Below are 17168 nucleotides of genomic sequence, written 5' to 3' on the forward strand. Positions count from 1 at the left end.
CGCCCGCCCTGCCTCAGCCGCCGGCGCGCGCCGCCAGGGCTTTCATCGCATCGGCCGGCAACGGGCCATGGCAGGTCCGCTCGCCGCTGGCCTTGCTCACCACCAGCCACACCTTGTCCGGCGCGCCGGCCGGATGCAGCAGCCAGGCCGGACCGCGCCCGCTGCCGGTCGCCGGCAAGCCTTCCAGCACGCCGCTGCTGACCGATTGCAGCAGCACGGCGCAATCGTTGGCCGGCGCCTGCGTGGCGGAGAGGAAATCGGGGTTGGAGAGCACTTCGGGCAAGGCCGTGTCGGAGGCCCGCAGGAACGCATCGACATCGAAATGCTTGCTGGCGCCGCCAGGACCGGCGCAGGCCGCGAGCAGCATGGCCGCTGCCGCGCCGACGCTGGCGCCCGCGCGGCGCAGGGCCGGCCGGAAAGAAAGAACGGTATGCATGCGTCGCCTCATTGCTTCATCACATCGGCACCCTTGGGCACCGTGAACCGGAACGTATCGGCGGGCAGCGAGGGATTCTTCTGCATCGCGCTGAAGGTCAGCAGCGTGGTGTTGCCGAACGCGTCGCGCAGCTCCATCGCTTCCAGGTTGCCGCTCTTGAAGCCGATGCCGATGCGCTCGAACTGCGTGTCCTTGGCCTTCGGCGTCAGTTCGATCCACTCCACGCCGTCGCGCGCCGGACCGTTCTTCACCACGAAGTTCTTCTCCAGGTCATTGCTGCCGAACAGGATCGCCGCCGGGCTCGAGCCCAGCGCCCCGTCGAGCTTGCGCTCGGTGACCTGGTTCAGGTCCTTGTCGTAGATGTAGAGCGTCTGGCCATCGGCCTGCAGTAGCTGGTCGTAGGGCTTGATATAGCGCCACGTGAACTTGCCCGGGCGCGCGAAGGCGAAGGTGCCGCTGGAGGTGCCGGTGACCTTGAGGCTGTCGCCCTGCCCCTTGACCTGGCGCTGGGTGAATTCGCCGCGCGCGCTCTTGACGCTGGCGACGAAGCTCTGGAGCTGGTCGACGCCGGCCGCCATGGCCGCCGGCACTGCCAGCGACATGACCAAGGCGGCGCATGCCGACACGAGAAAGCGGTTTCGCATGTATTTGTCCTTGCTTGGTGGAGGTGCCGCCGCGCCGGGGCGACGGCGCCGCATGAACGGTTAGAGCGGCAGGCGCGGCGCGGATTCCGCAACCGGGTGCATCTTGCGTAACTGCATGTTACCCAAGTGCATATTACCCGCGCCGCCTCAGTCGTCTTCGCGCGCGGCCCCCGGCTGGGCCAGGATGTCCCGGTTGCCGTTGCCCGACATGGCCGAGACCAGCCCGGACTTCTCCATGTCCTCGAGCAGGCGGGCGGCGCGGTTGTAGCCGATGCGCAGGTGGCGCTGGACCAGCGAGATCGAGGCCCGGCGGTTCTTCAGCACCACTTCGACGGCCTGGTCGTAGAGCGGATCGGCTTCGCCGCCGCCACCGCCGATACCGGCGCCGCCACCCATGCTGTCGCCGCCGGCATCACCCTCGGCCAGCCCGCCTTCGAGGATGCCCTCGATATAGTTGGCTTCGCCGCCCTCCTTGAGCTTATCCACCACGCGGTGCACTTCTTCGTCGGAGACAAAGGCGCCGTGCACGCGGATCGGCAGCCCGGTGCCGGGCGCGAGGTACAGCATGTCACCCATGCCGAGCAGCGCCTCCGCGCCCTGCTGGTCGAGGATGGTGCGCGAATCGATCTTGCTGCTGACCTGGAAGGCGATGCGGGTCGGCACGTTGGCCTTGATCAGCCCGGTGATGACGTCCACGGACGGGCGCTGCGTGGCCAGCACCAGGTGGATGCCGGCGGCGCGCGCCTTCTGCGCGATGCGCGCGATCAGCTCTTCCACCTTCTTGCCCACCACCATCATCAGGTCGGCCAGCTCGTCGATGACGATGACGATGACCGGCAGCTTGTCGAGCGGCTCGGGCGCGTCCGGGGTCAGGCTGAACGGGTTGGGGATCTTCTCCTCGCGCGCGGCGGCTTCGTCGATCTTCTTGTTGTAGCCGGCCAGGTTGCGCACGCCGAGCTTGCTCATCAGCTTGTAGCGCCGCTCCATCTCGCCGACCGACCAGTTCAGCGCGTTGCCGGCCTGGCGCATGTCGGTGACCACCGGGCACAGCAAGTGCGGGATGCCCTCGTAGACGCTCATTTCAAGCATCTTGGGGTCGATCAGGATCAGCCGCACCGACTCGGCCTTGGCCTTGTACAGCAGCGACAGGATCATGGCGTTGATGCCGACCGACTTGCCCGAGCCCGTGGTGCCGGCCACCATGCAGTGCGGCATCTTGGCCAGGTCGGCCACCATCGGCTTGCCGGCGATGTCCTTGCCGAGCGCCATGGTCAGCATCGACGCGCTTTCGTTGTAGACCTGCGAGCCGAGGATCTCGGACAGCCGCACGGTCTGGCGCTTGGGATTGGGCAGCTCCAGCCCCATGTAGTTCTTGCCGGGAATGGTCTCGACCACGCGGATCGACACCAGCGACAGCGAACGCGCCAGGTCGCGCGCCAGGTTGACCACCTGGCTGCCCTTGACGCCGGTGGCCGGCTCGATCTCGTAGCGGGTGATGACCGGGCCCGGATAGGCCGCCACCACCTTGACCTCGACGCCGAAGTCCTTGAGCTTCTTCTCGATCAGGCGCGAGGTGAATTCGAGCGTTTCGGCGCTCACGGTTTCCTGGTGCGCCGGGATCGGGTCGAGCAGCGCCAGCGGCGGCAGGTCGGAGTCCTGGATATCGGCGAACAGCGGCTGCTGCTTTTCGCGCTCCACGCGCTCGTGCTTGGGCACGGCCTGCGGGCGCACGATCTGCACCGGCACCGCCTCCTCGATCTTGACCCGCTGCACTTCCACGGTCTCGGTGCGCTCGACCTTGGCGGCCTCGCCGATGATGCGGTCCTGCTTGCTTTCGCGGCGCGCCTTGAAACCGAGGAAGAGGTTCTCGACGAAGCCGCCGATATGCTCGGCCACCGACAGCCACGAGAAATGGAAGAACAGCGACAGGCCGATGGCCAGCGTCATCAGCAGCAGCAGCGTGGCGCCGGTGAAGCCCAGCGCCATCTGCATCCAGCCGCCCAGCAGGTCGCCCAGCACGCCGCCCGGGGCGCGCGGCAGCGCCGAGCGCAGCGGATACATGCGGATGGCCTCCAGCCCCATGCTGGCGGTCAGCGCCAGGCCGAAGCCGATCCAGCTCACCACCAGGCCCTGGCGCGCCTCGCTGGTGCGCTCGGGCAGCTCGGCGGTCAGGGCGCGCCAGCCGCGCCAGCAGCGCCGCACCAGCAGCACCGCCCACCAGTAGGCGGAAAAGCCGAAGACGAAGAACAGCACGTCGGCCAGCCAGGCGCCCACGCGGCCGCCCAGGTTGTGGATATCGGCTACCTGGTTGGCGTGCGACCAGCCGGGATCGGCCTTGCTGTAGCTGGCCAGGATGCAGACGAAGGCCAGTGTGACAGCCAGCAGCAGGAACCAGCGCACCTCGCCCAGCAGCTTGCCGATGCGCGAAGGCAGCGCGGATGGGTCGGTACGGGTGGTGGTGGTAGCTCGGGCCATGCCTGGTCTGGGTTGCCGTCTAAGGGTTGTCGTGGCGGCCATTTTAACCTTGGCCGGGGCTATCGCTCTCATTGGAATTTGCAACAGTGAGCAAACGCCGGTCCACTTATAATGCTGGTTTCGATTCATGCTGGTGCGCAGCAAGGTGCACCGGCCACAGGAAAGCATCATGGCCAAACACGCAAAAGTGCTGATTCTCGGTTCCGGCCCCGCCGGCTATACCGCCGCCGTCTACGCGGCCCGCGCCAACCTGCAGCCCGTGCTGATCACCGGCCTGGCCCAGGGCGGCCAGCTGATGACCACTACCGACGTGGAAAACTGGCCCGCCGACGCCAACGGCGTGCAAGGCCCGGAACTGATGCAGCGCTTCCTGGAGCATGCCGAGCGCTTCAACACCGAAATCATCTTCGATCACATCCACACGGCCAAGCTGACGGAGCGCCCGATCCGCCTGGTCGGCGATGCCGGCGAATACACTTGCGACTCGCTGATCATCGCCACCGGCGCCTCGGCCCAGTACCTTGGCCTGCCCTCCGAAGAGAGCTTCATGGGCCGCGGCGTGTCGGCCTGCGCCACCTGCGATGGTTTCTTCTACAAGAACCAGGAAGTCGCCGTGGTCGGCGGCGGCAACACCGCCGTGGAAGAAGCCCTCTACCTGTCGCATATCGCCAGCAAGGTCACCCTTCTGCACCGCCGCGACAAGTTCCGTGCCGAGCCGATCCTGGTCGACCGCCTGCGCCAGCGCGAGAAGGAAGGCCGTATCGAAATCCGCTACAACACCGTGCTGGACGAGGTGGTGGGCGATGATTCCGGCGTGACCGGCCTCAAGGTGCGCAGCACGCAGACCGACAAGGTGGAAGAGCTCAAGCTGGCGGGCGTGTTCATTGCCATCGGCCACAAGCCCAATACGGACCTGTTCGAAGGGCAGCTCGACATGCACAACGGCTACATCGTGACCAAGACCGGCCTGGCCGGCGATGCCACCGCCACCAGCATCCCGGGCGTGTTCGCCGCGGGCGACGTGCAGGATCACGTCTACCGCCAGGCCATCACCAGCGCCGGCACCGGCTGCATGGCGGCGCTCGACGCGCAGCGCTACGTGGAAGCGCTGCAGTAAGCTGCGCGCCGGCAGGCGCACCAGCAAGGGGGCGCCGGCGGCTTGCCGGCGCCCTTTTTCCGTTTACCCCGCCTCCCCTATAATCACCCCGAGACCAGCCCGAGCCTTCCGGAGAAGCCCCCATGCCGCATGGCGCCAAGAAACCCGCCAGCCAGCCCAAGCGTTTCGACCTGACCAACCTGTCCGGCCTGCGCGATTCCCTCAAGGCCGACACCGAGCGACGCGAAGCCGAGCGCCGCGAAGCCGAGGCAGCGGCGCAGCGCGCCCGCGAGGAGGCCGATGTGTTCCGCAGCAGCGTGGGCAACGTCAACACGCTGCGCGACCGCAACCGCGTCACGCCCGCGCCGAAGCATCCCGCGCCCGTGCCGGTGCAGACCCAGCTCGACGACAAGGCCGTGCTGGCCGCGTCGCTTTCCGACGAATTCGACGTCGAAAACCTGCTCGATACCGACGAGACGCTGTCGTTCCGCCGCCCCGGCATCGGCATCGACGTGGTAAAGAAGCTGCGCCGCGGAGAATGGGTGCCGCAGGACAAGATCGACCTGCACGGCCTGCGCAGCGACGAGGCGCGCGAGGCGCTGGCCGAGTTCGTGCGGCGCTCGGTCAAGCGTGGCGTGCGCTGCGTGCGCGTGATCCACGGCAAGGGCAACGGCTCGCCGGACAAGACCCCCGTGCTCAAGGGCAAGGTGCGCAGCTGGCTGGTGCAGAAGGAAGAAGTGCTGGCATTCGTGCAGGCGCGCGGCGCCGAAGGCGGTGCCGGCGCGCTGATGGTGCTGCTGCGCCAGCCGCACGCCTGATCGCGCGCGCACGATGCACCTGCCGCTCGATCTCCTGATGGGGCGGTTGCCCCTCATCCTGCATGTGATGGAAGTCACGGGCGTGCTGGCCTTCGCCATCTCCGGCGTGGTCGATGCGCGCAAGCAGCGCTTCGATGCCGTGGGCACCTTCGTGGTGGCGTTCGCCACGGCCTTCGGCGGCGGCACGGTGCGCGACGTGCTGCTCGACCGGCGGCCCTTCTACTGGGTCGACCACGAAGGCTACGTGATCCTGATCTTCCTGCTCTCGCTGAGCGCCTCGCTGGTGCTGCGGGTGGTCAGCCGCGTGGCCTCCGAGCGCACCATGATCACGGCCGACGCGATCGGCCTGGGGCTGTTCTCGGTCACCGGCACCTCGCTGGCGCTGGTGGCGCAGATGACCCCGACCGTCGCGGTCATGATGGGCATCATCTCTTCGGTGTTCGGCGGCGTGGTGCGCGACGTGCTGTGCAACGAGGTGCCGATGATCCTGCGCGACCGCTCGCCCTACGCCACCTGCGCCTTCGTGGGCTGCTGGGTCTATATCGGCCTGACCTGGCTGCGGGCCGACCAGGAAGTGGCGCTGCTGGCGGGCGCGATCACCATCACGGCGACGCGCCTGCTGTCGGTGCGCTTCGGCTGGAAGCTGCCGAGCTAAGGGGCGTCAACTTCGAACCGTGCCGGCCCGATGCGCCTGCGCCCCGCGGCCGGACTTAAACTGCTGACACCAGTGCACCGTCCACCACGCCCACCACGAAACCATGAGGGCGCTATGTCGTAGCGGCCAGCGCCGGTAACGGCAGATGCCCGAACAGGCAGTGCGCCCGCCATCATAGGCCTGACCCCGAAACCAACGACATCCGCAGATCAGTGGCCGCCCGCACCGGTACCGGCGGAACAAAGCAGAACCAAAGGCCCCACCCCGAAACCAGAAACACCAGAAACCCCAACGTTTCTGCCCCTGCCGGCAAGGCAGTCCGCTTTCTTGGCCTACTTTCTTTTCGGACAAAAGAAAGTAGGTCGCGCCGGGGGCGCGAAAGCCTTTGACTTTGAAGCACACACGCCAAAGACACCCTCGAGCTCAACCCCGTGAACTCAGACCGCGGCTTCGTCCTGCTCGCCGGTGCGGATGCGGATGACACGCTCGATCTCGGTCACGAAGATCTTGCCGTCGCCGATCTTGCCGGTGTGGGCGGCCTTGACGATGGCGTCCAGCACGGTGTCGAGCTGGTTCTCGGCCACCACCACCTCGATCTTGATCTTGGGCAGGAAGTCGACCACGTACTCGGCGCCACGGTACAGCTCCGTATGCCCCTTCTGGCGGCCAAAGCCTTTCACCTCGGTAACCGTCAGCCCGGTGACGCCCACGTCTGCCAGCGCCTCGCGCACTTCGTCCAGCTTGAACGGTTTGATGATGGCGGTAATCTGCTTCATGTTGGCCCCTTGTCTTGTCGTTGGTTAGTGAGAGATTCTAGCCCGGCGGCCGGGACGGGGGTGTTGGCTGGCGCACCACGGCGCTCCGGCCAACTCGCCCGGCCTTGCCGGCCACCCGCATGCCGCGCTGCACCACCCGCCCGTTTCCGGTAGACTCGGCCGGCAGGCAAAATGGTGAGTGAATCTAGCGCAATGCAGTCGGAATCTTGCAAGCCCGGCCCGGACCATCCCGCCGGCGGCGCCACGGGGGCGGCTTCGGCACAAGACGGACAGGAACCCAGGCGGACGGGGGATTATCGCACGCAGATCGTTTCCGATCTGGCGGAGATCCCGGCGGCCGAATGGGACCGCCTGGTATCCGCCCAGCCCGGCGCCACGCCGTTCCTGCGCCACGCCTTCCTGCATGCCCTGCACGCCAGCGGCAGCGCCTGCGACGAAACCGGCTGGAGCCCGCGCTACCTGACCCTGTGGGCGGCGCATGACGATGGTGGCAGCCAGGACGGCGAACGCCTCGCCGCCGCCATGCCGCTATACGCCAAGTCGCACTCTTATGGGGAATATGTGTTCGACTGGGCCTGGGCCGACGCCTACGCCCAGCACCGCCTGCCCTACTATCCCAAGCTGCTGTGCGCGATCCCGTTCACCCCGGTGCAGGGCGCGCGCCTGCTGGCGCGCGACGAAGGCGAGCGCCGCCTGCTGCTCCGGACGGCGCTGGCGCTGGCCGAGCAGAGCCAGCTGTCTTCGCTGCATGTGCTGTTCCCGGACGAGGACGAGGCCGCGCTGATGGACGGCGCCGGCATGCTGATGCGCCATGGCGTGCAGTTCCACTGGACCAACCCCGGCTACGAGAGCTTCGAGGCCTTCCTGGCCACGCTGTCGCAGAAGAAGCGCAAGAACATCCGCGCCGAGCGGCGCCGCGTGGCAGAGGCCGGCATCAGCCTGCACCAGCTGCGCGGCCACGAAATCGACGAACAGGCCTGGCGCTTCTTCCATCGCTGCTATCGCCAGACCTACCGCGAACACCATTCCACGCCCTACCTGAACCTGGACTTCTTCCTGCGCATCGGCGCGGCAATGCCGGAGAACCTGCTTCTGGTGATAGCCGAGCGCGAAGACAAGCCGATCGCCGCCTCGCTGGTGGTCTACGATGCCGACCCGGCCCGCAGCGCGCTGTTCGGGCGCTACTGGGGCGCGCTCGAACACCATCCCTGCCTGCATTTCGAAACCGCCTACTACCAGCCGCTGGAATTCTGCATCGCCGAAGGCATCCGCACCTTCGAGGGCGGCGCCCAGGGGGAGCACAAGATGGCGCGGGGCTTCCTGCCGGTGGCGACGCGCTCGGCCCACTGGCTGGCGCATCCGTCCTTTGCCGATGCGGTCGAGCGCTTCCTGGAGCGCGAGCGCCAGGGCATCGACGCCTATCTCGACGAACTCAACGACCGTACGCCGTTCGCCCGCGGCTGAGGCCGACGGGCGCTAGCGGGCCAGGCCTGCGCGCCTGCGCCACATACGCCGCAGCGTGTCGTCGCCGAGCATGTAATGGTGGAACAGCGCCGCCAGCGCATGCAGCCCGATCACGGTGTAGAAGGCGGTGCCGAGGGTCTCGTGGATCTCCTTGAACGTGCCCTTGAGGGCCGGATCCGGCGCGATCAGCGCAGGCACTTCCAGGCCCAGCGCCGGCAGCGCCAGCACGTGGCCGGCGGCATTGACCGTCAGCAGGCCTAGCAGCGGCTGCGCGAAGATAAACAGGTAGAGCACCAGGTGCATGGCGGCGCCCGCCAGCCGCATCCAGCGCGGGCCGGGTTCGGGTGCCGGCGCGCCGCGCAGCAGGCGCCACAGCAGGCGGGGAACAGCCAGCGCCAGCACCAGCACGCCGGCCCATTCGTGCGCTGCCATGGCCGCGAAGCGGGCGGCGCTGCCGCGTGCCGTGAAGCCCTTCAGCTCGATCGCAGCATAGGCGACGGCAATCAGCAGGAAGACAGCCCAGTGGAAGAACAGGGCAGGAGCGGCATAGCGCCGTGCCGCGGGCAACGCCGAGGTGGGGGAGATCGCGTTCATGGGACAAGGCTCCGTCTGGTATATGCCTGAAGCTTAACTTGGCGGCACCGAGCCGTACTTGGCCCTGATCAAGGCCACGGCGACAAAAAAACCCGCCGCAGCGGGTTGGGTCCGGTACCGGAAACGGCCATGCACGCATGGCCGCCGGTGCCGCGCCGGTGGCAGGGCTTACTTCTTGTAGTTCGCCACGCCGTCGGTGATTTCCTTGTGGGCTTCCTCGATGCCGGCCCAGCCTTCGACCTTGACCCACTTGCCGGCTTCGAGCGCCTTGTAGTTCTCAAAGAAGTGCTTGATCTGGTCCAGCAGGTTCTGCGGCACGTCCGACAGGCCCTTCATGAAGGCGGTGGCCGGCGACAGCTTGTCCAGGGGCACGGCGACCAGCTTGGCATCCACGCCGGACTCGTCGGTCATCTTCAGCATGCCCAGCGCGCGGCAGCGCACTACCGCGCCGGCCAGGATCGGGAACGGCGACAGCACCAGCACGTCGACGGGGTCGCCGTCGCCCGACAGGGTCTGGGGGATGAAGCCGTAGTTGGCCGGATAGCGCATGCCGGTGCCGATGAAACGGTCGACGAACAGCAGGCCGGTTTCCTTGTCGGCCTCGTACTTCACCGGATCGCTCTGGGCGGAGATCTCGATGATGACGTTGAAATCGTTGGGGATGTCCTTGCCCGGGGAGACGAGGTTGAAGCTCATGCGAGTTCTCCAGATGCCTGTGTTTGTGGATGGCGGGCATTATAACGGGTCAAAGCTGACCCGGAGCTGACCCGGCCCCGACGTCTTGCGCGCCGCGCGTGCCTTGCGCGTCTCGCGCGGTGAGTGATAATGGCGAATTGTCCGAACCACGCATCGACAGGCGCACCGCCAGCCACCCGGCGGCAGTCGCATCCAGCCGGAGCCCCACCAATGCATGCCCAGCATTTCGTTGCCAACCGCCTGATCGCGCCGGATTCCGGCATGCGCATCAAGGTCTTCGACCCCTCCAGCGGCGAACCCTTCGCCGAGATCGCGCGCGGCAACGCCGTCGACATCAATGTGGCCGTCCGTGCCGCCCGCCAGGCCGCCGAGGGCACCTGGGGCGCCATGGCGCCGGCCGAGCGCGTGCGCCTGCTCAACCGCGTGGCGCTGATCCTGATCGAGCACGAGGCCGAACTGGCAGCGCTGGAAGCGCGCGACACCGGCAAGCCCCTGCGCCAGGCCGCCGCCGATGCGCGCGCCGTGGCGCGCTACTTCGAGTTCTATGCCGGCGCGGTCGACAAGCTGCACGGCCAGACCATTCCCTACCAGCCCGGCTACACCGTGCTGACGGTGCGCGAGCCGCATGGCGTGACCGGCCACATCATCCCGTGGAACTACCCGCTGCAGATCTTCGGGCGCAGTGTCGGCGCGGCGCTCGCCACCGGCAATGCCTGCGTGGTAAAGCCCGCCGAGGATGCCTGCCTGTCGCTGCTGCGCGTGGCGGAACTGGCCGCCGAGGCCGGCCTGCCCGAGGGCGCACTGAACATCGTCACCGGCTACGGCCATGAAGCCGGCGCCGCGCTGGCGCGCCATCCCGGCATCAACCACATCTCCTTCACCGGTTCGCCGCAGACCGGCAAGCTGATCGCGCAGATGGCAGCCGAGAACCACGTCCCGGTGACGCTGGAACTCGGCGGCAAGTCGCCCCAGATCGTATTCGCCGATGCCGACCTCGACGCACTGGTGCCGGTCATCGTCAACGGCATCGTGCAGAACGCCGGCCAGACCTGCTCGGCGGGCAGCCGCGTGCTGGTGGAGCGCCCGCTCTACAACGCCGTGCTCGACCGCCTTGCCACGGTGTTCGAGTCCTTGCGCGTGGGGCCGTCGGCGCTGGACCTGGAATGCGGCCCGCTGATCAGCCGCAAGCAGCAGCAACGCGTATGGGATTTCGTCTCCGACGCGCAGCATGCCGGCATCGCCGCCATGGCGCAGGGCCAGATCGTGGCCGAAGCGCCGGAATCCGGCTACTACCAGGTGCCGATGTTGTTCCGCGACGTGCCCCCCTCGCACCGGCTGGCGCAGGAAGAAGTCTTCGGCCCGCTGCTGGCGGCGACGCCCTTCGACACCGAGGCCGAAGCCATTGCCCTGGCCAACGGCACGCCCTACGGCCTGGTCGCCGGCGTCTGGACGCGCGACGGCGCGCGCCAGCTGAGGCTGGCGCACAAGCTGCGCGCGGGCCAGGTCTTTATCAACAACTACGGTGCCGGCGGCGGGGTGGAACTGCCCTTCGGCGGCAGCGGGCAGTCAGGCTACGGCCGTGAAAAGGGCTTCGAGGCCCTGTACGGATTCACCACACTGAAAACCATCGCAATTCAACATGGGTAATATCAACTTCCTGTCGGTCGCCTTCGCCATTTTCTTCTTCTGGATGGCGTGGCACGTCAGAAACAAGCGCGCCACCAACCCGTCGGCCATGCCGCGCCTGCAGGTCTTCAAGCGCAAGTGGGGCGACACCCTGGGCGACCGCGTGCACTGGTGCCTCTACGTGGCGCTGCCTTTCCTGCTGGCATTGATGATGACGGCCAACGCCCTGCGCGGCCGCGGCCCCTTCGCCCACTAGCAGCGCGTCCGGAAGGGATTCTCGCGTCGTTGCGCCGCCTTGTGACGGTGCACGGCCCGCTGGCCGCACGCCTGGCCAGAGCAGCGTCGCGTCCCTTCCCGACCAGCCTGCAAGGCAAGCCTTCAGGCCAGTTTCCCGGCGCCGCGCGCATCAGGCGGCGCCCCATCCCGCGGTATTCGTGCAATCACAGAGAGTAAATCCAAGAGGAGACAGCATGACAACGACCGCAGTACATCCCGGTGCCGCAGGCACCGCCTTCGAGGACGCCACCTACCGCAAGGTCAGCTGGCGCCTGGTGCCCTTCCTGCTGCTTTGCTACGTCGTGGCCTACCTGGACCGCGTCAACGTGGGCTTCGCCAAGCTGCAGATGCTCAACGACCTCAAGTTCAGCGAGACCATCTACGGGCTGGGCGCCGGCATCTTCTTCATCGGCTACTTCCTGTTCGAGGTGCCGAGCAACGTCATCCTGCACAAGGTGGGCGCGCGCATCTGGATCGCACGCATCATGATCACCTGGGGACTGATCTCGGGGGCGATGATGTTTGTCACCACCCCGACCATGTTCTACGTGCTGCGCTTCCTGCTGGGCATCGCGGAAGCGGGCTTCTTTCCCGGCATCATCCTCTACCTGACCTACTGGTACCCGGCCCACCGGCGCGGGCGCACCACCACCTTCTTCATGACCGCCATCGCCCTGTCCGGCGTGATCGGCGGCCCGCTGTCGGGCTGGGTGATGCAGGCCTTCGACGGCCACAACGGCTGGTCCGGCTGGCAGTGGATGTTCCTGATCGAAGGCGTGCCCTCGGTGCTGGTGGGGCTGCTGGTGCTGGCCTACCTGGATGACCGCATCGCCCACGCCAAGTGGCTCAGCGACGACGAGAAAGCGCTGCTCCAGCGCAATATCGCCAACGAGGACATGCACAAGGAAGACGCGCCGGTCGGCCAGGTGCTGACCAGCCCGCGCGTGTGGCTGATGAGCGCGATCTATTTCTGCTTCGTGATGGGGCTGTACGGCGTCAGCTTCTGGCTGCCCACCATCATCAAGCAGACCGGCGTGAAAAACCCGTTCGACATCGGCCTGCTCACCGCCATTCCCTACGGCTGCGCGGTGATCGGCATGGTGCTGGTGGCCTACAGCGCCGACCGCAGCCGCGAGCGCCGCTGGCATATCGCCATCCCCGCCCTGCTGGGCGCGCTCGGCTTGCTGTTGTCGGTGTACTGGCACGCCAATACCACGCTGGCCCTGCTCGGGCTCACGCTGGCCACCATCGGCATCCTGACCACGCTGCCGCTGTTCTGGAGCCTGCCGACAGCCTTCCTGGCAGGTACCGGAGCGGCTGCGGGAATCGCGCTGATCAATTCGCTGGGCAACCTGGCTGGCTTCATCAGCCCGTATGCGGTGGGCTGGCTCAAGGATCTGACGCAGAGCACGGATTCGGGCATGTACCTGCTGGCCGCCTGCCTGGTGGCTGGCGCCGCGCTGACTTTGTCGGTGCCGGCGAAGATGGTGAACAAGTAGGACGACGCGCCTGGCGGCGGATGCAATGTCCGCGGCCTGCGCCCCTCTCCCCATGCGCGGAGAGGGCGTGACCATCGTCGGGCACTGCGAGCGGCCCGGGCGCAAGCTGCCGGGTCGGGCAGGCGCCTCTGCGCCGCCCCGTCAGCTCCCCGTGTTTTCCCCCAGCATTGCCGCCACCGAACCCGCCGTCCCGGCCGCCCTCTCGCCCAGCAGGTGGTGCAAGGTGGTCAGCAGTTCATCCTCGTTGTACGGCTTGCCCAGGTAGACGTTCACGCCGATCTCGGCGGCATAGCGGCGGTGCTTCTCCGCCGTGCGCGAGGTGATCATCACCAGCGGCATATGCGCGGTCCGGCCGTCCGCGCGCACATTGCGGGTCAGGTCGAAGCCATCCATATGCGGCATCTCGATATCCACCAGCATGGCGTCCGGCATCACTTCCTGCAACTGCCGCAGCGCGTCCACGCCGTCGCGCGCCAGCACGACCTGGTAGCCGGCGCGGGTGAGCAGGCGATGCGAGACCTTGCGCACCGTGAGCGAATCGTCCACCACCATGATGGTGGGCTGCGAGCCCAGGCCAGCCACCGGCGCGCTGCCGTCCTGGCCGAACTCGGCCACGGCGCCGAGCGCGGGCTGCCGCGCCTGCGTCTCCAGCGCGGGCGCCGTCAGGCGCGGCTGTTCGCCGCGCTCGCGCACGAAGCGCTGCGCCAGCACGACCGGGTTGTAGATCAGCACGATCTCGCCGTCGCCCAGCGTGGTGGCGCCGGCGATGCCTTCGAGGCGTGCCAGGTGCGGACCGATGTGCTTGACCACCACTTCGCGGTTGCCGATCACTTCGTCGATATGCACGGCGATGCGTTCGGCACCGCTGCGCACCACCACGACGGGCGAGTATTTGCGCCCCGCGGCGATCGCCGGGGCTTCTTCCAGGAGCGTGCCGAAATAGTGGAACGGTACCTCGCCGCCGGGCGCGTCGAGGCGGCCCCGGTTATAGGCATCCAGCAGGCCCTGCGAGCGCAGTTGCTGCACCTGGTCGATCATGCCGCTGGGGATAGCGAACGGGCGCCCGCCCAGCGTGACCAGCAGCACCTGCGTGATCGCCGTGGTCAGGGGCAGGTGCACGGTAAAGCGGGTGCCCTGCCCGGCTTGCGTGGACAGCGCGATGCGCCCGCCCAGCGCCACGGTCTCGGCCCGCACCACGTCCATGCCGACGCCGCGGCCGGCGAGTTCGGAGACCGACTCGGCGGTGCTGAAGCCGGGCGAGAAGATCAGCTCGGTCAGGCGAGCCTCGCCAGCGTCGTCGTCCGGCGCCAGCAGCTCGCGCTCGATGGCGCGCGCACGGATGCGTGCCAGGTCCAGGCCGCCACCGTCGTCGACGAAATGCAGCACGACCTCGTTGCCTTCTTGCTGCACTTCGAGGGTAAGCGCCCCGGTGGCCGGCTTGCCCGCCGCACGGCGGGCCTGCGCGGATTCGATGCCGTGCACCACCGCGTTGCGGATCAGGTGTTCGATCGGGCCGGCCATGCGGTCCAGCACCGAGCGGTCGACCTCCACGGTGCCACCCTTGATCAGCAGCCGCACTTCCTTGCCGGTCTCGCTGGCGGCCTGGCGCGCCACGCGGTATAGCCGCTCGGCCAGCGCGTCGAACTGCACCATGCGCGCCTGCATCAGGCTGCGCTGCAGGCCGCGCGTGAGACGCGCCTGCGCATCGAGGTCGCCCGCGGCACGGTCGAAACCCCGTTGCAGGTTCTGCTCGACCGTGGCCACGTCGTTGACCGACTCGGCCATCATCCGGGTCAGTTCCTGGAAGCGTGTGAAGCGGTCGAACTCGAGCGGGTCGAAATCCTGCTTGTGCTGGGCGTCGGCGATGCGCGAAGCCATCTGAGACTCTGCCTGGATTTCAATCTCGCGCAACTGGCCACGCAAGCGCCCCACGTTGTCGTTGAGTTCACCGAGATAGCTGCGCAGCGCTTCGAGCTCGCTCTCCAGCCGCGCGCGCGTGGCGCCGACTTCGCCGGCATCGGTGATCAGCGTGTCGAGCGTGCGCGCCTGCACGCGCACCAGCGCGCGCTGGCGTTCGACGGCGTCGGCCACGGCCGGCACGCCACCGGCAGGCTGGGGCGGCAGCGTGCCCACGCCCACCACGCTCAATGGCAGCGGCAGCGCCTGGGCGCGCGGCGCGGCGTCCGCGGCCTGCGCGTCGGCGGGCGCGGACGCCACGGTGTCGCTACCGGCATCCGTCGCATTGACCAGCTCCGGATCGTCCACGGGCAGCAGACGGCCGGCCTGCAGCGCCTCGCCATGCGCGAGGATGCGGTCGTACCAGGCATACAGGCGCACGAACAGCGTCGGCCCGACGCGGTCACCGCGCACGGCGGCGTCGAGCAGCGTCTCCATCTCGTGCGCGGCCTGGCCCAGCGCCATCGCACCGGCCATGCGCGCACTGCCCTTGAGCGTATGAAGTGCACGCAGGATCAGGCCGGCGTGGCTGGCGTGCTGCCCATCACCGGAGGCGGCTTCCCATCCGCGCACCAGCTTGCCGAGTTCGGGCAGGCTGCCATGCGCCTCTTCGAGGAAGATCTCGACGAGCGCGGCATCGAGCGGTTGCTCGGCGCGTTCGGCCACCGGGGCGGGCGCAGGTTCCGGCGCCGCCAGGGGGGGAGCCAGCACCGGAGCTGAAAAGGGAATGCTCGCAAGCGCCTGCGACGTCCCGCCAGCTTGCTCGGGCTCGGCAGCGGCCGCCGACGGCAGCTTGCCGAACAGCAGCGCGACCGGCGCGTCTTCCGCCTCCGGCGCCAGGCCGACGGGCTCGGGCATCGCCAGGCGCGGGCGCACCATGGCGCGCTCGCCGAGCTCGGCCAGGCTGCGGCAAAGCGCCTCGTCGGCATCAGGCCAGATCCCCGCGGCGAACTGGTGCAGCATGCCGCGTACACGCTCGACCGCCTGCTCCAGCAAGCGGAAGTCCCCGGGATGCATGGCCACCGGATGCGCGCCAAGCTGCAGCATCAGGCGTTCGAGCGCTTCGGCAATGGCACGCACCGGCTCGAGCCCTACCGTGGAGGCGCTGCCTTGCAGGGTGTGCGCAACACGCAGCGCCAGTTCGCTCGGGCACGGGCGGCCCTCGTGGTGCCATTCCGAGACATCGGTGGCGAACTGGCGGACCAGGTCGTCGGCTTCCTGCAGGTAGACGTTGTAGAGCGGCAAGCTGATGCGGACCGGGCCGATCAGCTTGAAATGATCGCTCTGCTCGGCCGGCGTGCTGGCGAAGCGGAACGGAATGACCTTGGCATCCGCGACGGTGGCCTCGGCGGGCAGGCCGTCCGACGCAGCGACCGACGCATTAAGCGACGCATCGACCGGTGCCTGGTTCTCTGCTTCGTTCGCAATCTCGCTCGCCACCTCGCCTGCGGTGCCTTGCACGGCCTCGCGCACCGGTTCGCGCGCCGCGGACTGTGCCTGTCCCGCCTGTCCATCCTGTCCCTGCTGTCCGTCGTCCGCGTCCGCACCGGCACGCACCGCTTGCGCCGCGGCCAGCAGGCCTGCGGTCGCGTGCGCGGCCAGCGGGTTGTCGTGCAGCGCCGTCACCCATGCCGCCAGCTCGTCGTGCGCGCGCAGCAGCAGGTCGACCACTGCCTTCGACGGCCCGCGCGCCTCGGCGATCCACAGGTTCATCACCTGCTCGATGGCCCAGGCCGCTTCGCCGTAGCGGTGCAGGCCCACCATGCGGCTCGATCCCTTGAGCGTATGGAAAGCGCGCCGCAGGCGGCTGACGGTATCGGTATCGGCCAGCGCCGCCGAGCCGCCGCGCAGGTCGCTGGCAACCTCGCCCAGCACTTCGTCGGCTTCGGTAAGGAAGATGTCCAGCAGCTCGGCGTCGATGGCGGCACTGTCCGTCGCCGCCGGCGGCGCCGGCGTGGCGGGCTGGCTCGCCTCGGCGGACGGCAGCGTATCGGCCAGGGCCACCACCAGGCGCTCTCCCGCGCCGTGGGAGCCGGCCAGCCAGGCATTGAGCTGGGTAGTGGCCTCGTTGGCATGGCGGCGCAGGCTGGCCGCGTCGTCAATGGCGGCTTGTTCGCCGAGCGCCTGCAGCGCCGTGCGCAGCGCCTTGACCTCAGG

At 68.2% G+C, this 17168-nt stretch carries 14 protein-coding genes; 7 read left to right on the top strand and 7 right to left on the bottom strand.

Annotated elements, in window-relative coordinates:
- Positions 1–13: 13 nt before the first annotated feature.
- The 3 genes from AC1DKV_RS14430 to AC1DKV_RS14440 all read right to left on the bottom strand — a co-directional run bounded on the left by AC1DKV_RS14430 (position 14) and on the right by AC1DKV_RS14440 (position 3555).
- Complete coding sequence (locus tag AC1DKV_RS14430) at positions 14–436, bottom strand: hypothetical protein (protein WP_441612549.1); 423 nt, start codon at positions 434–436, stop codon at positions 14–16.
- Positions 437–444: 8 nt separating this feature from the next.
- Complete coding sequence (lolA, locus tag AC1DKV_RS14435; protein ID WP_441612551.1) at positions 445–1080, bottom strand: outer membrane lipoprotein chaperone LolA; 636 nt, start codon at positions 1078–1080, stop codon at positions 445–447.
- 147 nt (positions 1081–1227) lie between these two features.
- Positions 1228–3555, bottom strand: a complete 2328-nt coding sequence (locus AC1DKV_RS14440) for a DNA translocase FtsK (RefSeq protein WP_441612552.1) — start codon at positions 3553–3555, stop codon at positions 1228–1230.
- A gap of 169 nt (positions 3556–3724) precedes the next feature.
- Here AC1DKV_RS14440 and trxB point away from each other — a divergent pair, with 169 nt between their 5' ends.
- From trxB to AC1DKV_RS14455, 3 genes are all read left to right on the top strand, one after another.
- Entirely contained in the window at positions 3725–4672 is a 948-nt protein-coding gene (gene trxB, locus AC1DKV_RS14445; protein ID WP_441612553.1) for a thioredoxin-disulfide reductase, read from the top strand.
- 122 nt (positions 4673–4794) lie between these two features.
- Positions 4795–5469, top strand: a complete 675-nt coding sequence (locus tag AC1DKV_RS14450) for a Smr/MutS family protein (RefSeq protein WP_441612554.1) — start codon at positions 4795–4797, stop codon at positions 5467–5469.
- Between the two features lie 13 nt (positions 5470–5482).
- On the top strand, positions 5483–6124 hold the full coding sequence (locus AC1DKV_RS14455) for a trimeric intracellular cation channel family protein (protein ID WP_441612555.1): 642 nt from the start codon (positions 5483–5485) through the stop codon (positions 6122–6124).
- A 437-nt stretch (positions 6125–6561) separates the two neighbouring features.
- On the opposite strand, the gene glnK is transcribed toward AC1DKV_RS14455, so the two are convergent.
- Positions 6562–6900 (bottom strand): P-II family nitrogen regulator, encoded by a 339-nt coding sequence (gene glnK, locus AC1DKV_RS14460; protein WP_006162803.1) that lies wholly within the window; start codon positions 6898–6900, stop codon positions 6562–6564.
- Positions 6901–7092: 192 nt separating this feature from the next.
- Here glnK and AC1DKV_RS14465 point away from each other — a divergent pair, with 192 nt between their 5' ends.
- On the top strand, positions 7093–8364 hold the full coding sequence (locus AC1DKV_RS14465; RefSeq protein ID WP_441612556.1) for a GNAT family N-acetyltransferase: 1272 nt from the start codon (positions 7093–7095) through the stop codon (positions 8362–8364).
- Positions 8365–8376: 12 nt separating this feature from the next.
- On the opposite strand, the gene AC1DKV_RS14470 is transcribed toward AC1DKV_RS14465, so the two are convergent.
- Together AC1DKV_RS14470 and ppa are read right to left on the bottom strand one after the other, a co-directional pair.
- Complete coding sequence (locus AC1DKV_RS14470) at positions 8377–8958, bottom strand: cytochrome b (RefSeq protein WP_441612557.1); 582 nt, start codon at positions 8956–8958, stop codon at positions 8377–8379.
- A 168-nt stretch (positions 8959–9126) separates the two neighbouring features.
- Positions 9127–9654, bottom strand: coding sequence for an inorganic diphosphatase (gene ppa / locus AC1DKV_RS14475; protein ID WP_017228479.1), 528 nt, complete (start codon positions 9652–9654; stop codon positions 9127–9129).
- Positions 9655–9864: 210 nt separating this feature from the next.
- Between ppa and AC1DKV_RS14480 the strand changes: the two genes are divergently transcribed.
- From AC1DKV_RS14480 to AC1DKV_RS14490, 3 genes are all read left to right on the top strand, one after another.
- Positions 9865–11301: an aldehyde dehydrogenase family protein gene (locus AC1DKV_RS14480; RefSeq protein ID WP_441612558.1), complete on the top strand. Its 1437-nt coding sequence runs from the start codon at positions 9865–9867 to the stop codon at positions 11299–11301.
- Positions 11294–11536 carry a hypothetical protein gene (locus AC1DKV_RS14485; protein WP_441612559.1) on the top strand — a complete coding sequence of 81 codons (243 nt, stop codon included), beginning with the start codon at positions 11294–11296 and terminating at the stop codon, positions 11534–11536. The genes AC1DKV_RS14480 and AC1DKV_RS14485 overlap by 8 nt, the downstream gene beginning before the upstream one ends.
- Before the next feature lie 214 nt (positions 11537–11750).
- The gene (locus AC1DKV_RS14490; protein WP_441612560.1) at positions 11751–13055 is read left to right on the top strand and encodes an MFS transporter; all 1305 of its coding nucleotides are present in this window, start codon (positions 11751–11753) and stop codon (positions 13053–13055) included.
- Between the two features lie 141 nt (positions 13056–13196).
- On the opposite strand, the gene AC1DKV_RS14495 is transcribed toward AC1DKV_RS14490, so the two are convergent.
- Positions 13197–17168: hybrid sensor histidine kinase/response regulator (locus AC1DKV_RS14495; RefSeq protein ID WP_477137625.1), on the bottom strand; the 3972-nt coding region annotated here is incomplete at its 5' end.

This window comes from Cupriavidus sp. 05T41, assembly GCF_056396525.1.